The sequence below is a fragment of the Desulfosporosinus orientis DSM 765 genome, assembly GCF_000235605.1.
GTDB lineage: Bacteria > Bacillota > Desulfitobacteriia > Desulfitobacteriales > Desulfitobacteriaceae > Desulfosporosinus > Desulfosporosinus orientis.
On sequence record NC_016584.1, the window covers coordinates 2673388 to 2693011 of the forward strand.

Genomic DNA, 19624 nt, shown 5'->3' on the forward strand with positions numbered 1-19624 from the left:
CATTAGACGGGGGTGTGCATTTTTTGAATTTGGAAATTAAATCTCAAGAGCACAAAAAATGCAAGGAGGTATGAAAATGAAAAGACGTACCTTTATAACCGGAGCTAGTATTCTGGGCCTATCTGTGGTTACAGGATGCAGCACCGTAAATACTAGTTCGGTGATAAATTCCCAGACGGAGGGTTCTCCAGATAAATCTGAGGATGGAGTAGCAAAAGTATTTATGACAACCGATATCAGCCCTCAGGGCTTGATGGATGTTTATAAAGCGCTGGGCCGTGAGGCGACGGGCAAGGTGGCAGTTAAACTCAGCACAGGGGAGGCCGGTGACACATACTATCTTTCTCCAAACCTCATAAAAGATCTTGTCCAGTCTGTGAACGGCACAATTGTGGAATGCAATACAGCTTACGGAGGTCAGCGCACCAGCACTGCAACGCATATGCAGGTGGCTAAGGATCATGGCTTCACGGCTATTGCCAATGTGGATATAATGGACGCAGAGGGAACAATCAGTCTTTCGGTTAAAGACGGAAGGCATCTGAAGGAAGATCTTGTAGGGTCCCATTTGAAAAACTACGATTTTTTAATTATATTGTCTCATTTTAAAGGGCACCCTATGGCCGGTTTAGGAGGTGCGATCAAAAATATGTCCATTGGAATTGCTTCTGGTATTCAGGCCTCTTCAGGCTCAGGCAAATGCCTGATCCACAGCGCGGGAAAATCGACCTCACAGTTTTTGTTTAACACCCCGCAGGACGACTTCCTGGAATCCATGGCGGAAGCGGCAAAGGCCGTTGCCGATTATGCAGGCAACAATATCCTGTATATCAACGTTATGAATAATTTATCTGTTGACTGTGACTGTCTTAGTAATCCTGCTGCTCCCACCATGAAGGACATCGGGATTCTGGCGTCCCTCGATCCGGTAGCGCTGGATAAGGCTTGTGTGGATCTCGTCATCGCATCTTCCGACGGACACGACTTGCAGGAACGCATGAAATCAAGAAACGGCGTTCACACAATTGATTGGGCGCAGAACATCGGTCTTGGCAGCGAAACCTATAAACTGGTAAAAATCAATAGCTGACCCACTCGATATCAAGAGTGCCTGTTGATTGTTTTATAATTTTTTTTTCATAACCCAGTAGAAAAATGAAAAAACTAAGAGCTCTGAAATATGCCAATGATTCCTGTTAATTACTGTAAAAGCAAAAAAACGAGCGCGTTTTTTAATGAAGACACGCTCGTTTTTTTAATGCTAAATTTTCAGCTTTTAGTTTTTGCTTTTGGTCCTAATTCAGGCAAAAAGAGCATTACGATTCCATAAATCAAATAGCCTATAGCAATATATAAAAACACTTTATTAATATCGGGTCCTGCCAGGGGGATGATTACGTAGGAGGAAATAATAAACGCGCCTGCCATTTGCATGGTGCTGATTATGCCTCCTGCGCTCCCTGCATAAATGGGACCAATTTCTGGAAGTGTCATCGGAAGACTCATAATAAGCGGGGCAGATGCACCTATCAAAAGTCCGGCAATAATAAGAAATGTGAATGTTAACGGTCCGAATGGGACATTCCAGGCTAAATAAGAACTAATTGCACACAGGATGGCGGTTGGAGCTAAGAAAGGCTTGAATAATCCGGCTTTATTAGCGAGTACCGGTCCTGCCATTCCTCCAACAATAAAAGCAAGGGTAAAGGAAGAGGCAACCAAGCCTGCCTGAACAGGATTAATCCCTTTTGCCTCAACAAGTGCATTGGATAAAAATCCGCTATGGGTAACATAAGTTCCCATCATGAAAAATATGGCGATGCCGCCAATCCAAATATTTTTGCTTTTAGCCGCTACGCCCAGATATTTTGTCATGGGATGAGCGGGAAGATCAGGCGCCCCTGCGGGTTTGTTTTTAACTAAGAGCAGCCATAATAGGGTTATACCTAACACTGCAATTCCCGAAAAAGTAAAAGCAGTTTGCACTGAGGTAAAGAACGGAGAAGTTGCTAAGGCAATAGTGATACCCATCCCAGCGCCGGCAACATAGATTCCCATAGCCATTCCCATTTGCTTGTGATTAAACCAGGCTCCCAGTAATTTAGAGATATTTGCGTTCAAAAAAGCGCCGCCAAATCCTAAGAGAAACATCCAGACAAATAATGTGATGAAACTGTCTGCTGTAATTCGGCCAAAGGCGCCGATTGTAGTGACTATCAAACCTATCCAAACGACTCTTTTGACACCGAAGCGATCAGCTAAAGCTCCCGCCGGGATGCCAATGATTGCGGATGCTAACATCGGAACAGATAAGAGCATAGCCAGTTGAGTGGGCTGCAATTTCAGGGCTTGCATCAGATTACCAGCGAGCCCGCCTATTTGAAAGCTCATGATGTTTACAAATATTTGGACCAGAAGGGCTAGTAACAGGATGACCCACCTATAAGCATAATCTTTTTGCACATCTTCCGTATTCATTGACCTTCCCCCTGTCACCTTAAATTAAATTTTTCTACCGGCGGCAGGACCGGGTTTAAGGCTGTGAATCTCGTCGATATGAATGAGTACAACGGCAAGAGGTTTTTTCATACCCATTTTTTCGGACATAGCTGCGGCCTGTTCATATAATTCTCCGTTGTTTTGAACTTCCGGAGTACCTACAAAGCGGTAACCATCGACGATTTCTCTGTTCACTACAGCCACCGATACCTTGGAACCATCCAAGATGTTTTGATAGGTTGCCCCGCCAGTACCCTCGTTAAAAATCAAGGTTTCGTCATTAAGGACACGAGTTGAACGTTTTGGTGCTACATTGGGCATACCTTCTTTACTGACTGTGGCATGAAAGCACTGTTGAGAAGCTATCATATCTTTCATTTCCTGGGTTAATTTTGCCATTACAGAACATCTCCTCTTTTAGTTTTATTTGCTGTATACGTATAATCTTAGCAGCATCCTTCAACAAGGTTTTTTTAAGTTTGTATTATAATCTTAGCTGTTTAATATCCTTTTTACAATTAGGCACTTTATTGTGCTATAGTAACTAAAAAGATACTTAATTATTATTATTTAGCAATTTCTTCTTTTTTAAATCCGGAAGCAGGAAAGCTAAAAAGCCGGCGGCGAGAACACATATGCCACCCCAAAGGAAAAGCTCAGACATGCTGTCCCGTGCCAAGGGTACAATAATCCAACTTGGAATGATAACGGCTCCAAGCAGCTGCAGTGTCCCAGTTAATCCGCCTGCGGTACCGGCATATAACGGACCGATTTCCGGAAGCTGAATGGGTAGAGAGATCAACAGTGGCATAAGACCGCCCATGGCAATTCCGGTTATAAATAAAGCACTCCAGAGCAACACTCCTTGCGGCGCCAGCCAGGCATAAGCCGTCGATATTCCAGCAATCAGCCCTAAAATAAAAAGAAACAGCCTGGGCGTTCCCAGCTTTGAAGCCAGAACAGGAGAAAGCAGGCAGCCTGTTAGGCTGCCCAGCATGACGGAAGACGAAATAGCGCCGGCAGCCACAGAATCAAAGCCGCGCTGTCCAAGTGCGCTAGGTAAAAATGAACTGAGAGTGACATTTCCGCCCATCGCAAACATCAAACTCAGCCCAACCACCCAAACAGTGCGGTTCTTTAAGACTACTTTCAAGCATTGGCCAATCGGCGGGGACTGAGGTTGCTCACCTGCTTCAGGAGGTTGGGGCGGAGATTTCATCAGCACAACCCATAAAATAAAAGCCAGCAAGCTAACGCCAAAGGAAATCAGATACGCTGAGGGTACAGAGGGCAGCATAGCAGTGGCGCCCATTCCCAGAGCCATGCCTAATGTAGAGGCTGCCAAAAAGGCCCCCATAGCGGCGCCTAAGCTGGAGGCGGGGAACCATCCGCCTAAAATTTTGGGGCCGCTGGCGTTTAAAAATAGAGCTGAGAAACCAGCCAGGACCATACAGGAAAATAAAGCAAAATAGCTGTTTGCCGTCAGCCGCAGACCGATGCCTGCGGCAGAAATAAACAGTGAGACGCCAAGGACCCTCCTGGCTCCGAATTTATCCACGAGAATTCCGGCGACTAAGCTGAGAAAAATAGCGGGAATCATGGGCGCGGAAAAGATGCCGGCAAACTCTCCAGAAGTAAGACCAAAATCGGAAATAAGCTGCGGAGCGAGGGGGGATAACTGATACTGGGCGTAGTTGGGCGAGAAAATAGCAATACAGGCAATGAGCAAAATCACCAACTGATAGCGTTCTTTTTTCATAATGCACTTCCTTTCATATTCAGGCAGGCTGCAATTTGAAGAGCTTTTATCCAGCCTTGAGTAAAAAATCCATATAGTCTCTATCTATAAATAAACAGAATTTTATAAACAGGGATAGGTACCGGCAGTACGAAATAAGGAGAGAATATTTGGATCTGAAGCACAAGGCAGCAGCTGTGCGAGGTATTTTGTTGCTGAAATACTGGGTTGTAACTATAATGGTAAAAATACTGTCATGAAAGAGAGGAGCAATTATGAAGCTTAATTTAGCTGTGTTTGCTTATCATTTAGCTGATTATGCACCAACGCTTTGTGAGTCGGAAATCCATGCGTTGTCGGTTGCTGATGTAAGAATATTGGACAAGCAGGAACTATTTCGGTCAGAGTCAGCCTATCTTGGCAGGTGGGAAAAATTTCAAAACCTTGCCAAGGTTCCTTCCTATGTCATATGTATCGGTCGGGATGATGCCACTACCCAATGGTTGGAGGAGCGTAGAGTAAAGGCGCTCATTTTGGATACCGAGGCTGAGATAAATGTTGTCTACGAAAGGCTTCAGGATGTTTTTCTGCGTTATAACCAGTTAGAGGCTGAATTGTTGGATGCTGTTTTTCGCAAGCAGCCATTGAGTACATTGCTGAACATCAGTGCTGCTTTCTTTGACAACCCGGCTTTTATAACCGATGCCGCCCTTTGTCTGGTCGCAACCTGTGATAATTTTGCTCATCCGGAGACAGATCAGGCTTGGAAAGAAGCAATAGAATCGGGACGTTCCAGCTCGGAGATGCTCCAAATGATGAAACGGAAAAAGCTGACCAATCTCCTTAACACCACCAGAAAAGCGGAATTTGTCAATGTCGGTGAAAAATTTCCTAAAACAATCAGCACCAACTTCTTTGACCAAGAAGTGAGGATCGCTACCTTCACTGTCAGCGAGGCTTACACGACTCTGAGTCCTCTTCAGGTGGGACTGGTTGACTATGTAGCTAAGCTTCTGACTGAAGAGGTTCATAAACAAAACAATGTCTCTTCCCGTCACCTGTCTGCCCTTCGCAGTAATATCGGCAATCTGCTCCATGGGCAGAAAATAGATCCCGGTATCCTGAAAACCAATTTGGCGAACATCGGCTGGACTGCTCAGGACGATTACCGGCTTCTTAAGATTTCGCTGACTACTGAAGAACTTTTAGACGGTACAGCCAGCCATAATATCAAAGTGTATGAGAGTATTTTCCCCCAAGCCATCTCACTGGATCTGAACGATGTGCTGATTTTGATCATCCGCTGTGCGAAAGAGTCAGAGGTAGACAAACGATTTTTTGCCAAGCTGAAGAAACATCTTAAAAGTGAAAATGCCGGCTGCGGCGTCAGCAAAATATTTCACGATTTTGAGATGCTCAGTGAGGAATATAAACTTGCTAAGGCAGCTTTGGAAATCGGCAGCTGGAAACACCCTAAAGAATCCCTGCATTTCTATGAAGACGTGATGATGGAGCACCTCTTCAGTGAAGGCAGCCGTATTTTTCATTTGCGGTCCCTGTGCCATGATTCGGTGCTGCGAATTGCCGAGCATGACAAGCAAAACAACAGCAGCCTGCTGCAAACCCTGAAAATTTACCTGATGCAGGAAAAAAGTCTCCTTGCAGCGTCACAGGAACTGCACATTCACCGCAACACTCTGGTTTACCGTCTGAATAAACTTGAACAGCTGAGCAGTATGGATCTAAACTCTCCGAATATCCGCCTGCATGTGATTTTATCCTGTCTGATTCTGGAATATCTGGATTCTTTGGAAGAATAAAATCTGGTGGATTGGGAGCTTGATTTGTACTGAGAGAACAAATTAGAGTGTTTGTTTTAGTATCGGCAATATATTGTTCCGATCTCTTTTCACATCTATAGTTATTGATAAGCTGAAATTGTTTAAAAATACAGTGTAGTGTGAAAAAAGGAGGAAGCGAAAATGACAAACAGTTCTGTTATCCCCATGAATGAAGGAGCTTCTCTATTAATGGGGAGCGGTGAAATCGGGTATTTTGCCTACACCTATACCGGCTGGCGTGACGAGACTATGTCCTGGAAAACGACTGCTTATCTGGGTACAGCCCTCATGGCATCGCCAATTGTCGATGTTAAAGGACCGGATGCAGCAAAATTCTTCAATAAAATTTGTATCAACAATTTTGATAAATTCCAAGTCGGAAAAATCAGGCATGCCGTGCTCTGCAATGAAAAAGGCCAGATTATGAGCGACGGTGTGATCATGAAAATCGCAGAGGATACGTACCGGACCTATTGGTTAAACCCTTGCATTGAATTTTTAGCAGACAAATACAGCAGTCAGTATGATATCACCGCAACCAATCTAACAGGTCAAGAGTATTTTTACCAGATCGCGGGTCCTTTAGCTTTTGAGATTATGGCTAAAGCCTGTGACAGCGATATCAGTGATTTGCAATTTGCCAACCACAAAATGATTAAAATCGCCGGTAAAGACGTGCGCATTCTGCGTTTGGGTATGACAGGAAACCTGGCGTATGAAATTCATGGTGATATTTCAGAAGCTTTCGAAATCTACAACCACATCTGGAATATTGGCAAGGAAATGGGTATGAAAAAACTCGGCCAGCTTTCCTATTGTATGAATCACACCGAGGGCGGTTTTCCCAATATTAATATTCATTACCCTTTGCCCTGGTATGAAAGTGAGGACTTGGGGTATAAAGGATTTACTGATTACATGAATACCCGTCCCGGTGCCGGCTGGTATAACGAAAACCGTACTTTGGTGGGAAGCGTGGGCGAGGATCTTCAGGTCCGTTTCGTAAATCCTTATGATGTGGGCTGGGGAAATCTTGTTAAATTTGACCATGACTTTATCGGCCGTGCAGCACTGGAAAAGATCGCAGCTGCCCCTGCCCGGACGGTTGTTACTTTGGAATGGAATGCCGATGATATTATGGAGGTTTACGGGTCCCAATTCAGGGGAACGGAGGTGGAACCCTATGATTATATCGAGGACAGACCTAACGACGTTTATTATGTGACCGATGGAAACTTTGTTTATCACGCCGACCGGGTTCTTGTTGACGGCAAACCGGTGGGAATCAGTGTCGGACGCGGAGTAAGCAACTATTATCGCAGAATGATATCCATGTGCTTTATCGATCCGAAAGCGGCGGAGCTTGGCCAGGATGTGGTTATTCTTTGGGGAGCCCCAGGCCATCCGCAAAAAGAGATTCGCGCCAAAGTTGCCAGGTATCCATACCTGCAGATGGAACGAAATGAAAAAATTGAAATCAGCAAATAGCTTCGATTAACCAAAGGAGGTATTGCCTTTACAGCAATACCTCCTTTGGTCTATACTTCTCAGTTTCGGGGTAAGAATGCACAATCACCAGCGGCTTCTTTCAGCTCCAAATAATCTGCGCCGAAGCTGTGCATCATTTCCAATAAAGGTATGATTTTCTTACCTAATTCCGTCAGTCCGTATTCTACTCGCGGCGGCACGACGGGATACACATTCCGATAAATCAGGCCGTCTTCCTCCAGGCTCCGCAGCTGCTGCGTCAACATTTTCTGTGTGACGTCGGGCAGCTTTTTCTTAATCTCATTAAAACGCAGCGTTGTGTAGCTCAAATACCATAAAATTATGATTTTGCGTTTTCCCGAAAGAATATTCTGGACGAGAACCATGGGGCAAATGTCGTATTTTGTGCATTTATCCCGCATATGGCACGCGGCATGCTTATCTTCCTTGCCCAACATCCTGCGCCTCCTTTAGGTATCTTTTTTAATACTATAGAACTAAACAGTACTTATTTTGTGATTTGATACCGCGATGCTAATCTTACACTAGTCCACGTTAAATGTAAAGCATATGTAATTTTCAGTTTATTTAAGTATCATTTACAATACTATAGTACTAAATAGTGCCTACTTGAAAGAACGATACTGCAAAGTTAAAATTTTCTAAGATAAATAATTCATAGCTAATTTTAAAAATTAAGGAGTCGTACATATGTCAAAATTTAAAAATGCGAATCTCAGTTTGATCAGCCTATGTAATGAATGTCCTAACTATAACTCAATGGATTGCAGCAAGAGTAAGTGCCTTGTTGGTTTCGCTAAGGATATCCTTCAGATTTCTGAAGAAACTTCAGAAAGGTCTATAAAAAACGGTCTGTCAATGATTCCAATTTACGATTTAAAGCCTTACAACAAGGAACTTATTGCGAATTCAATTGCCGAAGTTTGCAAGCTGTGCAGTGAGTGTCGGAAAAACCATTACGAGGAGTGTATATTATCCTTAGTAAGACGTTCACTTGAAGCTGCAGTTTTTTCAGAGGATGTTTTATTCGAGGGCAGTATTTTGATGTATTTAGTGGAAGTATCCAAGCAAAATCCAGAATTGGCTTTAATTATGAAGAATAAATATATGAAGATAGTTTGATGAGCTGGGGTTTTCCGGGTGACAGAAAAAAACGAGTTATTGGATGCCTTGTAAACCTTATGATAAATCAAATAGCCGTCGAATACCTTTAACAACAGGCATTCGGCGGCTGCGCATTTATAATGCCAATTAGGGGGGCATAGCTTAACCCATCGTTATCAGATAAAAAAATTAATTGATTTCCTAAGGAATAATTATAAAAAGTCTCCGGATGGAGACTTTAAGTTTCTATTGGGAGACTTTTTTACCAAAATATCTTTGGATATGGAAAGGTAATTTGAAGTTGACCACGAAATACTATTTCAAATATAAATTATCTTGAGATTTGTTAGTATTTTAGATTCTCATAAGTTATGGAGCTCTAATTTGATTGTTGTTATCAGGAATAGGAGGAAATGAAAAGAAATGACGCAACCTGGGATTAGCGAACAAGCTGACATTCCTGTTTTAACGCAATATTTAAAAGGCAAAGAGACTTATGAATTTATGGTCGAGTGTAAAGAAGATTTCCTGAAAAACAGTGATTTTAATCCCCAAGATTACTCGACTATTAACCCATTAATTATCGGGTCATGGCTGAGGTCTCGTAATTATCAGGTTGATCCCTTTAAGAAAAGTATTGACAGCAGCCTTAATTGTGAAGTTCTTGCCAAGAAAGAGAAAAAAAACAAATTACTTATCGAAGCAACCCTGCCTCTTATGGAGGCTTTTAAAGGAATAGCCATAAAATCAAGTTATAACCTTGGCTTGATTGATCAAGACGGCATACTGATTTTAACCCGGGGGAATCTGAATTTATCCGCCACAGCATTATCAGCTACCGTGGGTTCAGACTGGAGTGAAAATGCGCAAGGGACCAATGCTCATTCCCTGTGCTTACAAGGCCGGAAACCGGTACAATTACTAGGCCCTTTAGCATATGGTGAGTTGTTTAAAGATTTTATAGGTTATGCTGCCCCGATAAGGGATGAAAGCGGGGAAATCCTGGCAACAATCAATTTAGCCCAGCCCATTTTATATAAACCATGGGAAAACAAATTTCAAGTTTTAAGTTCCCATACCATGAGCTTGATTATAGCTATGGCCTTAGCTGTTGAAAGCAAACTTCAAGTCATAAAAAGTTATAATGCTTTGTCATATACCCATAAAAGACTGGAGTCCACTTTAGAGATTGTGGATGAAGGAATTATTACTATCGATAAGTACGGACAAATATTAAATATCAATAAAGAAGGCAATCGGATCTTAGGCCGCAGGGAAAGTGATGAATTACCCAGTATCTGCAATTATTTGAGCGGTGAATCCCGGTTAATGTCCATGATTAACGCCGGTGAAAACGGGAATGTTGAGGAGTCACTCTTAGGAAGTAAGCGAAGAAATAACTATTTAATCAATGTCAATATTATTTATGACCTGAATACAGGAGAAGTAGAGAGTGCTGTATTAAGATTGAATCATATCGACAAGATTAATTCTCTGGCCAACAGCAGATTAGGAGTTGTCCCCACTTATCGTTTTAATGATCTTATGGGCAAGAGCCCGGAGTTTTTAAAAGCGATACAATTGGCAAAAAACTTCGCCCAATCCTCAGAAAACATCCTTTTAATCGGCGAAAGCGGCACAGGTAAAGAACTTTTCGCCCAGTCCATTCATAATGCCAGCCGTTCTCAAGAACCTTTCATTGCAGTAAACTGTGCGGCAATTCCCCGCAACTTAATCGAAAGTGAATTATTTGGCTATGAAAAAGGGAGCTTTACAGGAGCCGACCGGAGCGGCCGGCCTGGAAAGATTGAACTGGCCAACGGGGGAACCCTTTTTCTTGATGAAATCGGAGATATGCCTATCGAACTTCAGGCAGTTCTGCTCAGGGTGCTGCAGGATAAACAGGTTATGCGCATTGGAGGACAGCATAGCAGAAGAGTAGATTTTCGATTAATTGCAGCAACCAATAAAGAACTTGATAAAATGGTGGACACGAAGTTCTTTCGGGGGGACTTATTCTTCCGCTTATCTGTTTTGTCCATTGAAATTCCCCCCTTACGGAAAAGGGGACATGATATTCAATTATTAAGTCAATATTTTTTAGATAGCTATTGCCATAAAATGGGTATTCGCAAAGCCATCAGTCCTGAGGCATTAGGTATGCTTAGAAAAAAATATGATTGGCCCGGCAATGTAAGACAACTGGAAAATGCCATAATTTATGCAATTAATGCTGCCGTTGAACATGTCATCAAACCGGAAGATCTGCCCGCGACATTAGTATCAGGTATAGCCCTAAAAAATACCATGGACTGTAAAGAGGTGATTTTTGAAGAGCAAGGGCATACCTTAAAAAACTGTGAACGAAACGCCATACTAAATGCCCTGGCTGCAAAGAATAACAACGTTGCGGAAGCCGCTTTACTGTTGAATATAGCTAAGTCCACCTTATACAAGAAAATAAAAAAATATCATATCAAACTTAGATATTAAATCCTACCGCTGTGTCCATGTGTAGAAAAAGTTTCCATTTGTAGAAAAGTCTCCGGATGGAGACTTTTTTCTTTGCAAGATATCCGCTTGTTAAGGCAGTTTCTATCTGGCATATTTTTTGCAATCTTCAAAAGGGTTGTTTCAGGATTATACAATCATCAATGTTTGGAGGGAAAAAAATATGACCAATGAACCTGGGGTTAGTCAAAGTTCAGGTTTCAAGATGTCCAGGCGCAGCTTCATCAAGGGGAGTTCGGCCGTAGTTGGTGCAGCTATAGCCGGCGGGGTCCTGCTGGATACCGGCAGGGGAGGTTTAGTAGAAACGAAGACTGCCAAAGCGGCTGGAACTGAAAAATGGGTAAAATCCTATTGTGGTTCATGTATTTGGGCCAATTGCGGTACGGAAGTAAAAGTTGTAGACGGTGTCGCCGTGGAATTACGGGGGAACAAAGACCACCCCAACAACCAAGGCACCTTATGCCCCCGTGGTTCTGCCCAGTTAATGAGCACCTATAATCCCTACCGTGTCAAAACACCTTTAAAGCGGACCAATCCTGAAAAAGGCCTGGATGTAGATCCTAAGTGGGTGGAAATCTCTTGGGATGAAGCTATATCCACCATCGCCCAGCGCTTGAAGTCAGTTATGGCATCGGATCCCCGCAAATTTATGTGGACTTATGGTTTTTCAACGGGTTTGCATGAATGCGCTCTTGCTCCTGCCCATGTTATGACCATCGGTTCTCCGAATAACTTTGCCTCAGCCGGTCCCTTATGCGACGTGCATTACGCTCCTGCGACATTCAATGCCAGTTATGTTGACCGTATTGATATGAACTATTGCAATTATATTGTCACCTTCGGACGCAATCTGGGCGGAGCCGCCATGTTCGCCAGCGGTCCTGGACGTGCCCTGGCTAACGCGCTGGAGCGGGGCTTGAAAATTGTCTCTGTCGACCCCCATTGCAATGCGGAAGCCAGCAAAGGGGAATGGGTTCCGATTCGCCCGGCCACGGATTTAGCCATGGGGTTTGCCATGCTGAACGTTATTCTCCACGAATTGAATGAATATGACGTTCACGCGATGAAATTCCGCAGCGACGGTCCTTACCTGATCGGAGGGGACGGGGATTATCTCCGCGGCGCCGGCGGCAAACCCCAAATATGGGACGCCAAAGACGGCCAAGCCAAGGACTATGATGATCCTACCCTGACTGATCCCGCCCTGGAGGGTGATTTCCTCGTGAACGGCGTCAAAGCATCCTCCGGCTTTATGGTTTTAAAGGAACATGTGAAACAATACACTCCCGAGTGGGCTGAGCCCATTACCGATGTGCCTGCGGCAACCATTCGCCGGATTACCAAAGAACTGGTCGACCATGCCTGTATCGGCCAAACGATCATCATCGACGGGCATGAGATGCCGTACAGGCCGGCCTGTGTCGCCGTTGGCCGCGGGGCTGCCAACGAATTTCAGGGACAAGCGTTTTATTATATAGCAGATGTGATCAACCTGGTCATCGGAGCGATAGGGGTTCCAGGTTCTGTCGTAAGCAATCTGCCGTTTGTTTTAGACGTGAAAGATGGGCTGCTGAATTTCAGATGGGTAAACTGTGATACCACCTTCTCCATACCGGCCCGTGATTATAGCGGCGGTAATTTTTACCCCCGCACCACTTTCGCCATTCCCGGTCATACCATTGCCGCTATCCTGGACCCGAAAAAGCATTATCTTGACTACGAATTGGAAGTCATGTTTACCCACGGGACCAATCAATTTATTGCGGAACCCAACAGGGAAGACGCAGTTGCAGCCTGGAAAAAGTTCAAGTTTATTTTCAGCCTGGCTTATGTTCTGGACGAAAATACCATGCTGTCAGACATTGTTTTACCGGAGCATTCCCTATATGAGCGGCAGCAAATCCGCCAAGCCAATGAAACCATGACCGTGGGCGACAATATTCGAATGAACGGCTGGAACTACAGAGAGAATATTCTGGAGAAGCCCTTGTATGATTCCATACAGTATGAAGAGCTCTGGACTGAGATATTTGCCAAGATGGGTCCGGAAATGTTAGGCAAGTGGAACGCCATTTGCAATATGTTAACGGGAATCAATCTGGATGTCACGCAAAAACACACATACTCGGAAATCGTTGACGCCCGCTTGAAAGAAGTCATTAACAAGGATCCTAATAAAGGAATCGATTTTATGCGGGAAAAAGGATTTTTGGATATCCGGCTGCCGCTTTCCGAATGTTACGATTACTACTATCTGGGTATCAATTCCAAAACTCGTTTGCATATGTTTGATATGGACTTGATGCGGGACGGTAAAACACTGTTTAAAAATCTGGCGGCTCACGGGATCAAGGAAATTCCCGGGTGGGAAGGCAAGATGGACGAAGTGGAACGCGCTTATGAGCCCCTGCCAACTTGGTATGACAACCGGATGTCCAAGGAGAATCAAGAATTTGATTTATATGCGGTCAACTGGAAGATTTCCTGCCGCAACCTCGGAGCCGGCGGTCAGGACGACAACCCCTACCTGCGTGAAGTCGTGGAAAAATGGGATATTGACGACGTGCGCATACAAATGAATGAAAAAATGGCCGCGGAAAAAGGACTGAAAACCGGCGATAAGGTCGAGGTGGAGTCGATTACCGGAGGCAAGGCCACAGGAATTATTAAGACAACCAATTTAGTGCGCTATGACTGTCTAGGCTTTGCCGGACAGGGCGGTAGAATCTCGCCCTTCGTTTTCCCGGGCAGCCGCAAAGGCAGCAATTACAACCAGCTGCTGTCCAACAGGATGGGAGATATATTGCCGGAAAGCGGTTCCATACCGAATTCCGTACGCGTTAAAATCAAGAAGGCTAATTAGGGTGGAGGTGTCTAGAAAATGAGATACGGAATGGTTCTTGATCTGAAAAGGTGTTTTGGCTGCAACGCCTGCAGCGTTATCTGCAAGCAGAAAAACAGTACGCCTCCCGGAGTATTCTGGGCTAAGGTATATGCCACAGAAACCGGGAAATACCCCAACGTGCGCCGGGAGTATCTGCCCGCCCTCTGTATGCACTGTGCTGATCCTGCCTGTGTGAAGGTATGCCCGACGGGGGCCAGCTACAAGCGGAAGGATGGAATTGTCCTGATTGACAAGGATAAATGCATTGGCTGCCGTTATTGTATGACTGCCTGTCCCTATAATGCCCGTTACTTTGATTTCGGAGAGTCCCAGGAATATTTCCCGGGGCAGGGTTTAACTGCTTATGAAAAGGTTAAAAATGAGGGACATGAAAAAGGTAAGGTTAGCAAGTGCACCCTCTGCGTAGACCGGGTGGAAAATGGAGAAGAGCCGGCCTGCGTTCAGAATTGCCCGACGAAAGCCCGCATCTTCGGTGATCTGGATAACCCTAACAGTGATGCTGCCAAGCTTGTTCTTGCCCGCAGCGGCTACCAGCTTCATCCTGAACTAGGGACCAAGCCGTCAGTCTATTACTTGCCGGAATAGGAGGGGAAAACTATGTCAACACAAACAACCTTTGAGAAGAACGAACCTGTGGTTTCAAATTCAGGCTTAATCTTAGCAGGTGTACTTGCAGCAGCCGGCATAGCGGCCTGGATTTACCAGCTAATCCGGGGGATGCAGGTGACAGGCATCAGCCAGCAGGTGGTATGGGGGCTTTACATTGCAGCTTTCTTTACCGCGGCAGGAGGGGGCGCCGGGTTGCTGGCCCTGATTGGTTTATCCGAGTTTAAGCCACTCCTGTCCTTAGATATGAAAATACGGCTGCTCTCTTTAACCCTGGCAGCCTATGTAATTGCCGGTCTGCTGATTACCATGGATGTAGGCAGTCCAATGAACCTTTGGAGGCTTCTCCTTGTTTTGCCTAAATCAATGATGTCCTGGGATCTTTGGATCTTCGCGGTTTCAGCCCTGATAACCTTATACTATCTCTTTAAGGTTCGGAAGGCAGACTCCTTACAACCTCTCAAAGGCTTGGGTATTCTGGCCATAATCTTGGCTGCTGCGCTGGTTACAGTGGAGGGCTGGATGATTTCTACCCTGGCAGCCCACCCCTTTTGGGGGTCGGGTATGACGGTGGTATCTTTCCTGGCAGGTGCGGTTATAGCCGGGTTAGGGCTGGCCTTGCTGGTTCTCCCCAAGGAAGGTTTTCTGAAATCTGCCTTTACCGGCATGCTTATTCTTAATGCGGTGCTGGTTCTGGCGGAAGTCTTGACCGGTTTGCTGGCCAAGACGCCCCTTACCCATGGGGAGATAAACCTGATCCTCACCAGTCCGATCTCCATATTTTTCTGGTTCCAAATGATCTTCGGGTTAGTAGTTCCCCTGTATTTGCTCCTTAAAAACAGGCTGGCCTGGGCGGGAGGGCTGGCCATAACCGGAATACTGGCAGAGAAGGTATGGCTTCTGGCGGCAGGGCAGGCACAGCCCTGGATGCCGGGACCGGAAAGTATCTACCTGCCGTCATGGCTTGAATTTATCGCTGTGATTGGCATAGCCGCTCTGGGAGTACCCTTGTTTAAATTGTTCCAGAGATGGGCTGCTCCAGCCAATAAATGAAATGAGGTACTGTATGACTGAGAAGAATCTATCATGGTATGAATACGCAAAGGCTTTCGGATTCCTGGCAGGTATTCTTAATAATTCTCCTCATGCCGAAATGGTCCGTCAATTACGGGATATATTCAGTGATCCTGGAAATAGGTTTTTCCATGGAGATATGCATGCTGGCAATAAAACCATGTCAGCTTATTGGCATCAACATGGGGAAAAACCCTTGGAGAAGATCGTTCAAGAATTAGCTGTTGACTGGACCCATCTTTTTCGAGGGGTAAATCCCAGCTACGGACCGCCCCCGCCTTACGAGGGAGTATATTCTGAAAAGGATAGAGTAGGGATAAATGTTATTCTGGATGTTAACCAGGAGTATCTTAAATATGGATTAAGTATTGCAGAAGATAAGAAGGATCGTGGTGACTATCTGGGATACGAACTGGATTTTATAAGGCATTTGGCGGAAAAGGCTGCTGCAGCCCGGGAAGAGGGCCGTAGAGATGAGGAGGAAGCCTATAAGACAAGTATCTGTGAATTTCTGCGCAAGCATCTTTCCTGGACAGGAGGCTTTTGCAGCAAAGCGGCTGATTATGCAGATACAGATTTTTATAGGGGTTTTCTAATATTATTAAGGGATACAGTGTCCGAGGCTGCAGCTGCTTGTTAGGTACTTGAAAGATGTGTGTTATATTTTTCCCGTAAACTAGTTTTACGGGAATTTTGCATAGAGGGTTTTAAAAGGAATGATCCCGCCATTTTTTCACATGACAGGTGACAGCTGAACCAGAACGATAGTTATAATGAAGGTATTAATTAAGGTATAAAATAAGATACTATAGCACAATAAAGTGCCTACTTTACCAAAATATATCAATCAGTTAGTATAATACCAGAAAGTTGATAGAGGAATAATAATACTCAAAAAAAACATGATATTACGAGGAGGATCAAGCAATGTGCTCAGCAGAGAGAGGAATATCAACCCTTTACTATACCTGAGTATGCTTACCCAAAGTTTGATCATTCTGGGGCAGGTATATTACTCGGTCTATGTTAAAAATTTGGGATATGGTGTCGCTATCAACGTATTGACAGGGGAATTTAAATTGCCGTATACCGGCTGGATTATTACCGGTGTGGTTTTGCCTCTGATCTTTTGGCGGATGTTTTTCTTCCTGGCCGGAAAGCACATTAAGTTTTTCCCCCAATATGCAATGGATTTAAAAACAATTTTCTAGCATTTTGGATTTTGCCGATAAGCTAGATTAATCTAAATGCCAATTATTAAAAGTATGAGGAGGAATTTTTCATGGCTACATTACTGTATATCAAGGCAAACCCCAAAACAAACCAAGATTCAAGAACATTTCGTATTTCCGAGACATTTATTGATTCCTACCGTAAGAAAAATCCGGGCGATCAGATCATTATTCGTGATTTATATGAAGAAAATGTTCAGCCTCTTACAGCTGAACAACTTCAAGAAAGATTTAACGCCATGGATGAGGAAAGTATCAAGAAGCATCCTGTTTACAAATATGCGCTGGAGTTTAAGAATGCAGACAAAATTGTTATTGCAGCACCCATGTGGAATTTAGGCTTTCCGGCCATTCTTAAATGCTATCTCGATTACATTATGGCGGTGGGGATAACGTTTAAGTATACGGAAAATGGTCCAGTGGGGCTATGTGAGGGGGGCAAAAAAGTAGTTCATATTGTAACCAGGGGCGGAGTATATTCGGAAGGACCGGCTGCCGCTTATGAGATGGGAGATAAGTATTTAAGAGTAGTCTTTGGCTTTTTAGGCATCTATGATTTTACAACCATTGCGGCGGAGATGCTGGATGTAATTGGTACCGATGTGGAAGGGATAATGGCTAATGCTCTGAAAGATGCCGAAGATACAGCCAATAACTTCTAATGCAGAAGTAAGACAGCCCCGAAAATAACAAAAGACGGCGACTGGCAGATGCCAGAAGCCGTCTTTTTCCGTAAATACAAGTTGATCAACTGGTTCAGGCTAGATTCAAAGAGCTGACAAAATATTGTTGAAATGATTTTTCAGTGGAGAGTTCGATGTGTTCGGACTGGCGTGCCAGTTTGCCGGCACGTTCCATCTCGACCTCTGACAGCAGGGCCATCTGGGCCCCGTTTCCAGCAGCGTTGCCGATGGAATGAATGATATTGACCGGTACTTGAGGCAGCAGGCCAATGCCAAGGGCACTTTCTTTTTGAATATAGTTGCCGAAGGCTCCTGCCAAATGAATTCTATCAATATCCTTGGCCTCAAGCCCCAGGTGATCAAGCATAACATTAATTCCTGACAGGATCGCGCCTTTAGCAAGTTGAAGATTCCGAATATCCTTTTGCGTGATGACGATATCTTCTCCATGTGCAGTATCTTCTTTCCAGACCAGTACAAACTCACGGTTTTCATCCATTGTACGGATTCGTTTTTGCAGGGCAGTTGACAGCTTGGCTAATTCGCTGTCTTTATAGGTCAGCCGCCCATTGGCGCTGATAACCCCAGCTTTCAGCATTTGGGCAATGGCGTCGATCAGGCCTGATCCGCAAACCCCGATGGCTTTGGAGTTGCCAATGATCTGAACCTTCACATCGTCGGTGATATATACCCGCTCAATCGCACCGTCGGCGGCACGCATGCCGTGTTTGATCCCGGCACCTTCGAAAGCAGGACCTGCGGCAGTGGAACAGGTGAGGATCCTACCGTTGCCAACCAGAATCATCTCACCGTTGGTTCCAATGTCCACCATTAAATGAACGCCTTCGAGACGGTCCGCCTGAGCCGCAAGCATCACTCCGACCGTATCCGAACCTACATAACCGGCGACAATTGGCAGAACGTTGACGATTCCGTCCTCCAGGATTTGCAATCCCAGTTCGGAGGCTTTGACATTAACTCCGTGCCGGTAAGCCGGAATAAAAGGAGCCGGCGCCAGAAATGTTGGGTCAATTCCCAGGAAGAGATGGCTCATAGTGGTATTCCCTACAATCACGGCGTGATAAATTTCAGAGCGTTTGATACCCTGCTCTTCGCTTATGCGGGCGATAATCTGATTCAAGCCGTTAATAACCTGGGTTTGCAGCTGCTTTACGCCGCCGGGCTGGTCGGCTGCATAGGCAATCCGCGTGAGGACATCCGCTCCCGCACCTTGCTGGGGATTGGTCAGCGCTCCGCGAGCAACAATTTTTCCACTATTCAGATCCATCAAATATATAACAAGTGTGGTGGTACCGATATCGATGGCCAGGCCAAAGGAACGCTCATGGGTATCTCCTGGTTCAACAGCCAGCAGTTCATCGCCTGCTGTTACTGCCGTAACCAGAAAGTCTGACTCGCGCAAGACTCGCGGTAGAGAAGCTGTAATTCCAAGATTAAAACGTACGGATGAACCAATTCCGCTAAGGGCTGCTTCAAAACGCTCCCAATCAGAGCTCTGATCGTGAATACTGGGTGCAGTCACCTTAAGGTAATGCTTGCGAACCAAAGGTTCAATGGATTGGAGTGCCTCAGTCTTTTCAAGCTGGGTTTTGCGGTCAAAAACATCTTTTTGCTCGGTCAAATAAATCGTCATATCCTGGTTAATATTGCGCTTGCAAGCCAGAACCCATCCTTGAGCAATTTGTTCAGAACTGAGAAATTTTTTTTCAGATGGCAGGGGATCAGTACGATCCTCCGGTGAAAGCATAACCCTGCATTTTCCGCAGGTTCCTTTGCCGCCACAGGTGCTTTGGAGCTGAACTCCTAAAGCAATGGCTGCCTGCAAAACCGTACTTCCGGCAGGAACTTGCCCGCCTTTTTCAATGGGTAAGAAATTTACGGTGACCATTTCAGGTGTGTGC

16 protein-coding genes are annotated in these 19624 nt (G+C 44.9%); 11 read left to right on the forward strand and 5 right to left on the reverse strand.

The annotated features are described in order from the left end of the window. Positions 1-76 precede the first annotated feature (76 nt). Positions 77-1090, forward strand: coding sequence for a DUF362 domain-containing protein (locus DESOR_RS12510; protein WP_014184950.1), 1014 nt, complete (start codon positions 77-79; stop codon positions 1088-1090). A 179-nt stretch (positions 1091-1269) separates the two neighbouring features. Here the strand turns inward: DESOR_RS12510 and DESOR_RS12515 are convergent, their stop codons facing one another. The 3 genes from DESOR_RS12515 to DESOR_RS12525 form a co-directional block, all read right to left on the reverse strand. Beyond that, positions 1270-2478: an MFS transporter gene (locus DESOR_RS12515; RefSeq protein WP_014184951.1), complete on the reverse strand. Its 1209-nt coding sequence runs from the start codon at positions 2476-2478 to the stop codon at positions 1270-1272. A gap of 24 nt (positions 2479-2502) precedes the next feature. Then, on the reverse strand, positions 2503-2898 hold the full coding sequence (locus tag DESOR_RS12520; protein WP_014184952.1) for a pyridoxamine 5'-phosphate oxidase family protein: 396 nt from the start codon (positions 2896-2898) through the stop codon (positions 2503-2505). 157 nt (positions 2899-3055) lie between these two features. Next, positions 3056-4258 (reverse strand): MFS transporter, encoded by a 1203-nt coding sequence (locus DESOR_RS12525; protein ID WP_014184953.1) that lies wholly within the window; start codon positions 4256-4258, stop codon positions 3056-3058. A 254-nt stretch (positions 4259-4512) separates the two neighbouring features. Here DESOR_RS12525 and DESOR_RS12530 point away from each other — a divergent pair, with 254 nt between their 5' ends. Next, positions 4513-6057 (forward strand): PucR family transcriptional regulator, encoded by a 1545-nt coding sequence (locus DESOR_RS12530; RefSeq protein ID WP_014184954.1) that lies wholly within the window; start codon positions 4513-4515, stop codon positions 6055-6057. A 162-nt stretch (positions 6058-6219) separates the two neighbouring features. Continuing rightward, positions 6220-7566 (forward strand): aminomethyltransferase family protein, encoded by a 1347-nt coding sequence (locus DESOR_RS12535; protein ID WP_014184955.1) that lies wholly within the window; start codon positions 6220-6222, stop codon positions 7564-7566. A gap of 59 nt (positions 7567-7625) precedes the next feature. On the opposite strand, the gene DESOR_RS12540 is transcribed toward DESOR_RS12535, so the two are convergent. Then, positions 7626-8024: a winged helix-turn-helix transcriptional regulator gene (locus DESOR_RS12540; RefSeq protein ID WP_014184956.1), complete on the reverse strand. Its 399-nt coding sequence runs from the start codon at positions 8022-8024 to the stop codon at positions 7626-7628. Between the two features lie 253 nt (positions 8025-8277). Between DESOR_RS12540 and DESOR_RS12545 the strand changes: the two genes are divergently transcribed. The 8 genes from DESOR_RS12545 (at position 8278) to DESOR_RS12580 (ending at position 17681) form a co-directional block, all read left to right on the forward strand. Continuing rightward, complete coding sequence (locus DESOR_RS12545; protein WP_014184957.1) at positions 8278-8709, forward strand: hypothetical protein; 432 nt, start codon at positions 8278-8280, stop codon at positions 8707-8709. Positions 8710-9114: 405 nt separating this feature from the next. Beyond that, positions 9115-11184, forward strand: a complete 2070-nt coding sequence (locus DESOR_RS12550; RefSeq protein ID WP_014184958.1) for a sigma-54 interaction domain-containing protein — start codon at positions 9115-9117, stop codon at positions 11182-11184. Positions 11185-11365: 181 nt separating this feature from the next. Then, positions 11366-14065 carry a molybdopterin-dependent oxidoreductase gene (locus tag DESOR_RS12555; RefSeq protein WP_014184959.1) on the forward strand — a complete coding sequence of 900 codons (2700 nt, stop codon included), beginning with the start codon at positions 11366-11368 and terminating at the stop codon, positions 14063-14065. 18 nt (positions 14066-14083) lie between these two features. Further along, positions 14084-14692, forward strand: coding sequence for a sulfate reduction electron transfer complex DsrMKJOP subunit DsrO (gene dsrO, locus DESOR_RS12560; protein WP_014184960.1), 609 nt, complete (start codon positions 14084-14086; stop codon positions 14690-14692). Positions 14693-14704: 12 nt separating this feature from the next. Further along, the gene (gene nrfD, locus DESOR_RS12565; RefSeq protein WP_014184961.1) at positions 14705-15766 is read left to right on the forward strand and encodes an NrfD/PsrC family molybdoenzyme membrane anchor subunit; all 1062 of its coding nucleotides are present in this window, start codon (positions 14705-14707) and stop codon (positions 15764-15766) included. Positions 15767-15779: 13 nt separating this feature from the next. Continuing rightward, entirely contained in the window at positions 15780-16427 is a 648-nt protein-coding gene (locus DESOR_RS12570) for a TorD/DmsD family molecular chaperone (RefSeq protein ID WP_014184962.1), read from the forward strand. A gap of 289 nt (positions 16428-16716) precedes the next feature. Continuing rightward, entirely contained in the window at positions 16717-16998 is a 282-nt protein-coding gene (locus DESOR_RS12575; protein ID WP_014184963.1) for a hypothetical protein, read from the forward strand. Between the two features lie 71 nt (positions 16999-17069). Then, positions 17070-17681: an FMN-dependent NADH-azoreductase gene (locus DESOR_RS12580; protein WP_014184964.1), complete on the forward strand. Its 612-nt coding sequence runs from the start codon at positions 17070-17072 to the stop codon at positions 17679-17681. 94 nt (positions 17682-17775) lie between these two features. Here the strand turns inward: DESOR_RS12580 and DESOR_RS12585 are convergent, their stop codons facing one another. After that, a complete protein-coding gene (locus DESOR_RS12585) occupies positions 17776-19611 on the reverse strand; it encodes an ASKHA domain-containing protein (RefSeq protein WP_042332236.1) in 1836 nt (611 codons plus the stop codon). Positions 19612-19624: the final 13 nt, after the last annotated feature.